At 64.2% G+C, this 5,453-nt stretch carries 7 protein-coding genes and 1 pseudogene; 1 reads left to right on the top strand and 7 read right to left on the bottom strand.

Annotated elements, in window-relative coordinates; all coding sequences use genetic code 11:
• A partial coding sequence (locus EN781_RS24580) for an HAD family phosphatase (RefSeq protein WP_145965606.1) occupies window positions 1-353 on the top strand: 353 nt, incomplete at its 5' end.
• A gap of 82 nt (window positions 354-435) precedes the next feature.
• Here the strand turns inward: EN781_RS24580 and EN781_RS24575 are convergent.
• From EN781_RS24575 to EN781_RS24545, 7 genes and pseudogenes are all read right to left on the bottom strand, one after another.
• A complete protein-coding gene (locus EN781_RS24575; RefSeq protein WP_126057045.1) occupies window positions 436-1,203 on the bottom strand; it encodes a class II aldolase and adducin N-terminal domain-containing protein in 768 nt (255 codons plus the stop codon).
• Window positions 1,204-1,280: 77 nt separating this feature from the next.
• Entirely contained in the window at window positions 1,281-1,913 is a 633-nt protein-coding gene (gene ureG, locus EN781_RS24570) for an urease accessory protein UreG (RefSeq protein ID WP_126057046.1), read from the bottom strand.
• Window positions 1,910-2,350 (bottom strand): DUF3995 domain-containing protein, encoded by a 441-nt coding sequence (locus EN781_RS24565; RefSeq protein ID WP_126057047.1) that lies wholly within the window; start codon window positions 2,348-2,350, stop codon window positions 1,910-1,912. The genes ureG and EN781_RS24565 overlap by 4 nt, the downstream gene beginning before the upstream one ends.
• Window positions 2,347-3,036, bottom strand: a complete 690-nt coding sequence (locus tag EN781_RS24560) for an urease accessory protein UreF (RefSeq protein WP_189347805.1) — start codon at window positions 3,034-3,036, stop codon at window positions 2,347-2,349. The genes EN781_RS24565 and EN781_RS24560 overlap by 4 nt, the downstream gene beginning before the upstream one ends.
• Window positions 3,005-3,604: an urease accessory protein UreE gene (gene ureE, locus EN781_RS24555; RefSeq protein WP_126057049.1), complete on the bottom strand. Its 600-nt coding sequence runs from the start codon at window positions 3,602-3,604 to the stop codon at window positions 3,005-3,007. Before ureE ends, EN781_RS24560 begins: the two co-directional genes overlap by 32 nt.
• Window positions 3,601-4,206 carry a glutathione S-transferase family protein gene (locus EN781_RS24550; RefSeq protein WP_126057050.1) on the bottom strand — a complete coding sequence of 202 codons (606 nt, stop codon included), beginning with the start codon at window positions 4,204-4,206 and terminating at the stop codon, window positions 3,601-3,603. The genes ureE and EN781_RS24550 overlap by 4 nt, the downstream gene beginning before the upstream one ends.
• 60 nt (window positions 4,207-4,266) lie before the next feature.
• Window positions 4,267-4,860, bottom strand: a pseudogene (locus tag EN781_RS24545) (hypothetical protein).
• Between the last annotated feature and the right edge of the window lie 593 nt (window positions 4,861-5,453).

Raw genomic sequence — 5,453 nt, 5'->3', positions numbered from 1 at the left:
TCAACGAATTGCGCGAACGCGGCGTGCAGCAGGCGGTTGTCTCCAATTCCGACCGGCTGATCGTCGATGCCAATCTGCGTGCCGTCGGCCTGATCTACCCCGGCATGAAGACGATCAGCCGCAACGACGTGCGCGAAGGCAAGCCGTATCCCGAGCCGTTCCTGCGCGCCGCTCATCTGGCCGAGGTCGATCCGGCGCAATCCGTCGCGGTCGACGACAGCCTGACCGGCGCCATGGCCGGCCTTGCGGCGGGCATGCGGACGATGTTCTTGCCGGAAGCGCCGATGGCTGGGGCGCCGGGGGCCGTGGTGATCAACAGCGCTGATGAATTGCGGACGCAATTAGGGCTCTAAGCGAACTCGCAAACATCGGCACCGCCCTTCATCCGCCTGCCGGCGCTTGTCCCCGTGAACGGGGAGAAGGGAGAATGGCGGCTCAGTTCCGGTAGACCGGTTCCTGCTCGTCGAGGATCGCCTTCAGCTCGGCGAGATGGCGTTCGGCCTGGCCGGGATAGTCGTTGGCTTCAGCCGCGGTCTTCTCGGCGATGGCGTCAGACAGGGTGCGCAGCGGACGGCCGGTCCACAGCGCCTTGATGTAGGTCTCGGCGGCGCGCTCGAAATAGAACATGCGGTTGAAGGTGTCGGCGACAGTGTCGCCGATGACCAGCACGCCGTGATTGCCCATGACCATGACCTTCACCTTGGGATCGGTCAGAAGCTGCGAGCAGCGCTCGCCCTCCTCCTCGAAGGCCAGCCCGCCATAGTTGGCGTCGACGACATGGCGGTTGAAGAAGGTGGCCGAGTTCTGGTCGATCGGCGGCAGGGTCGAGTCGGCCAGCGAGGCGAGCACGGTGGCGTGAATCGAGTGCACATGCATGACGCAGCGCGCGTGCGGCACGTTGCGATGGATGGCGCCGTGCAGGCCCCAGGCCGTCGGATCGGGCGCATTGGGGCCGGAAAGCGTATCGGGATCGTTGGCGTCGATCAGCAGCAGGTCGCTCGCCTTGATGCGCGAGAAATGCACCTGGTTGGGGTTCATCAGGAATTTGGTGCCGTCCTCGTTGACGGCCAGCGAGAAATGGTTGGCCACCGCCTCATGCATGTTGAGCCGCGCCGTCCAGCGGAAGGCGCAGGCGAGGTCGACGCGCTCCTCATAGAAGGGCAGATTGCTCAGCGGTTCCTTCTGCAGGCGGGCGATGCTCATCGAAAATCCTCCGGTTTTGGTGACAATGCCGCGCCCAATGGCGGCCAGCAACGGGAAAGTGCTGGCGCAAACACCGTTCAGGCGGCCGGGCGCGCCGATTGCAACCCGCCATGCTCGACGATGAAGTCGATCACCTCCCGCAAGCCCTTGCCGCGCGACAGGTCGGTGAAGCCGAACGGCCGCTTGCCGCGCATACGGGCGGCGTCGCTTTCCATCACGTCGAGGTTGACGTTCACATAGGGCGCCAGATCGCTCTTGTTGATGATCAGGAAATCGGAGCGGGTGATGGCCGGCCCGCCCTTTCTCGGGATCTCCTCGCCCTGGCAGACCGAGATGACATAGAGGGTGAGATCAGCAAGGTCCGGTGAAAAGGTGGCCGCGAGATTGTCGCCGCCGGACTCGATGAAGATGATGTCGAGGTCCGGAAATTTGCGGTTCAGTTCGGCGATCGCCTGCAGATTGATCGAGGCGTCCTCGCGGATAGCGGTGTGTGGGCACCCCCCCGTCTCGACGCCGACGATGCGCTCCTCCGGCAGCGCCTGCAGCCGGGCCAGCATCATGGCGTCTTCCCTGGTGTAGATGTCGTTGGTGACGACGGCGATGGAGAAGTCGTCGCGCAGCGCCTTGCAGAGCTTTTCGGTGAGCGTCGTCTTGCCGGAACCGACGGGACCGCCGATGCCGATGCGAAGGGGACCGTTGGCCTGGGTCATGCGGAAAACTCCGTGATGGCGAGGATTGCGAAGCCTGCCCCGATCAGCAGGCAGAGCGGCGAATAGTAGCTGACGTCGAGCCGCGCGAAAGGCTGTTCGGGCGCCAGCCGGCGCCACCATGGCGTGAAGCCGGCAATGCCGCGCCCGAGGAAAACCAGCGCGATGAGCAACGAGGTGGCGGCGAGGCCCGCCTTGGGAAAGGGCGAGGCAAAGACGCCCTCAAGCGCCAGCGGCCAAAGCGTCGCCAGGCCAAGACAGGCGGCAACGGCAAAGCTGGCGCCAGGCGACGGCATCTCGTCGACGCCGCGGAAGCCGACGACGGCACGGGCGCAGGATTTGGCATCCGTGCCCGGCCAGATGCCGCCAATTCCCCAATAGACATGCAGCGCGGTGATGATGAGCAGGACAAGGGAAAGCGCGAAGGCGAGCACGATCATGAGCGGAACAACCGGGAATATTGGGTTTCGTGACGCATCGCCATGACGTCGGAAACGAAGGCGCAGCCACCGAGATCGTCGAGCGTGGAGGCGGCGGCGCGGGCGGCGGTGGTAAGCGCAAGCGGCTCAAAGCCGGCTAACAATGCGGTGGCATCGACCTGGCCGACGACGCCGAGCCGGATCGCCGCCTGAACGAGGTTCGAGAAGAAGGTTTGCAGGAAGGCAGAGAGCGCGTCCGGCAGGCCAATGCCATTGCCGCCGGCGACGGCGCCGACCGCGACGCAGTAGGGGCAATCGGCCGGCAGGCGCCCCAGCACCGGGCTTGGCCAGGCCGAGGCAGCCTTGAGGAAGGCAGCGCCCTGCAGCATGGTCTCGGCATGGCGCTCGCGCGAACCTGCCAAGGCCTCGGCGAGAGCGGCGATCTCGCCGAGGTCGCCACTGTCGCGGGCGCACCGCCAGCTTTCGGCAAACAGCACGGCGTCGTTCCAGCCCGAACCCATCTCGACCAGCGTGTCCAGCCAGGCGGCAAGGCTTTGCCTGTCGGCGACCAGACCGTCCTGCACGGCGCGCTCGAGGCCATGGCTATAGGAGAAGCTGCCGACCGGAAAGGCCGGCGACAGCCACGCCATCAGCCGCAGCGGGGCGATGCCGGGCTCAGTCATGGTGGTGATGGTCGTCGTCATCATACGAATGGGAATGACTGTGCGCGTGGCTGTGAGTATGCTCGCCCTGCGCATGGGCATGCGCTTCGGCATGGCTGTGCGCGTGGCCATGATCATGGCCGCCATGGCCGGAATAGGCGCCGCGCACCGGCTTGAACGGCTCGGAGACCTCGCGCACCGTTGCGCCCAATCCCTCCAGCATCGCCTTGATGACATGGTCGCGCAGGATGAGGATGCGCTCCGCCTCGATCGCGGCGGCGAGGTGACGGTTGCCGATATGCCAGGCGAGTTCGGTGAGATGCACGGAGTCGCGGGCGCGGATGTCGTAGACGTCCTCGGGTGCCGCGACGATTTCGAGCTGGCGGCCGTCCTCCAGCACCAGCCGGTCGCCATTGTCGAGCGCCACCGGCTCCGGCAGGTCGACCAGCACCTTGTCACCGCTCTCCGTCTCGATGGCGCGGCGGCGCAGATGCCGCTCGTCATGGGCAAGCACGGCCCTGGCGTAGGGCGCGATCGCTCCGGCCTTGTCCGCTGCGAGAACGGAGATCGCGCGCGGGAATTTGGTGAAGTCGGTGTTGATGTTCAGTTTCATCTCATGGCTCCGCCATTAGCTTGCGCCCGCGCGCGGGGGGGACGCGACAGCACGCGCTCGAAATAGGCGTCGACGCGCTCGGACTCGATCGGAAACCGGCCGGCGCGAGCCCAGCCACCCATGTCGCCGAGCAGCACATCGACCGCGGAAAATCGGTCGCCGAGCGCGAAAGGCTTGTCGCCAAGCCGCCGGTCGAGCGCCTTGACCTCCGCAGCGAAATCGTGGGCGGCGGCGGGGCCGACATCGACGCGGACTTCCTTCGGCAGAATGAAGCGGTGGCGCAGCTTATTCCACAGCGGCGCCTCGAATTCCGACTGGGCGAAATGCATCCAGGAATCCATCTCGGCGCGGCCGGCGAGACCCGGATTGGCGCCCATGCCTTTGTCGGCATGCTTTTCGGCAAGATAGACGCAGATCGCCGCGGAATCGGTGACCTTCAGATCGCCGTCGATCAGGATCGGCACCTTGCCGGAGGGGTTGAGCGCGTAAGCTTCGGGCGAGCGCAGCTTGACCTCGACGAATTCATAGGGCTGCCCGAGCTCCTCGAGCATCCACAGGACGCGGCTGACCCGGGACCCGCGCGATCCGACGGCCTTGTACATGGCTCTAAACCTGCCTTTCCAACGAAGCGTAGCTCATCCAGTCCATCCGCCCAATGGCGCTCAGACGATGGTGTCGAAGAGCCGCAGGATGAACGATACCTGATAGATCAGCGTGACGGCGACGAAGGCGATGTGGAAGCGGCGGTCGCGCACCATGATGGCCGCGATGCAGAGCCCGACGAAGACCGGTGTGCGGATCAGATATTCGTGGCCGTAGCGGGCGAAATGCTCCTCCCCCTTGAGCAGCGTGTCGATCACGTCGAGCAGATAGGTGGTGCCCAGCAGGCCGAAGAACCAGGCGCGGCGCGAATAGAAATAGTCCTCGTAGCTGGTGTAATCGAGCATCGAATCCGGAAACAGCAGCGCGCAGAGCAGGAACAGCGTGACGGCATAGAAGATGATGAAAAGATATTTGCCGAAGGTCTAGGTCTCCAGCGCGTAGAGGCCGAACTCCCACCACCAGAAATGCACCAGCAGCAATAGCATGGAGCCGACCCAGGCCAGATGCACCGGATAGAGCCGGTACTGCCCGGGATGCTGGACGAGGCGGGCGACTCCCGACAGAAGCCGGGTCACGCCAAGGCCGATCACCATGCCCATGACGATGCGGATATGCGGGAAGACGTCGTGCGGAGAGGCTATTTCGGTGGGCATGCCTGATCACGTTGCCACTTGTCGTGAGCCGCATATTGCGGCGTACCTTTAAGAGCCGCCAACGGACTTTGTTGCTAGCAGTAGCCGGAGTGAGAAAAGGTCATCTCAGCGATCTTGCCCTTTTCATCCACGCAATAGTTGGCAGCCATGATGTTAATGCAACCCTCGACGCGTCGAAGCCACATGGTGCGCACCTCGCATTGACCTCCAGCTTTGGATTGTCGCAGAACCGGTGGATTGCTCGCTAGCCTAAAAGCCGAACTGCCGGCAAACCATGTTTCGAAGGCTGCCGCGTTTGAACCTGTCGGAAACTTGCGCTCTGCTTCCAATTTCAAAGTCGCATATTCGGCGCGGAAGGCCCACCGGCTCTTTCAGATATCCGCAACCGCCCAGACAGCCGAGGACAACAAAGGCTAGCACGAGGGATTTGCGGGTTTGGCGATTGCCAAGAAGCGCTGATCTTTTCAAAACAGGAAATACCGCTGCGCCATCGGCAGCACGGTCGCCGGCTCGCAGGTCAGCAACTCGCCGTCGGCGCGCACCTCGTAGGTTTCCGGATCGACCTCGACGTGAGGCGTGGCGTCGTTGAGCAC

It is taken from the genome of Mesorhizobium sp. M4A.F.Ca.ET.090.04.2.1 (assembly GCF_003999085.1).
Classification (GTDB): domain Bacteria; phylum Pseudomonadota; class Alphaproteobacteria; order Rhizobiales; family Rhizobiaceae; genus Mesorhizobium.
Note: the sequence above shows the minus strand (reverse complement) of the source record. Positions and strands in the feature narration are given on the sequence as shown.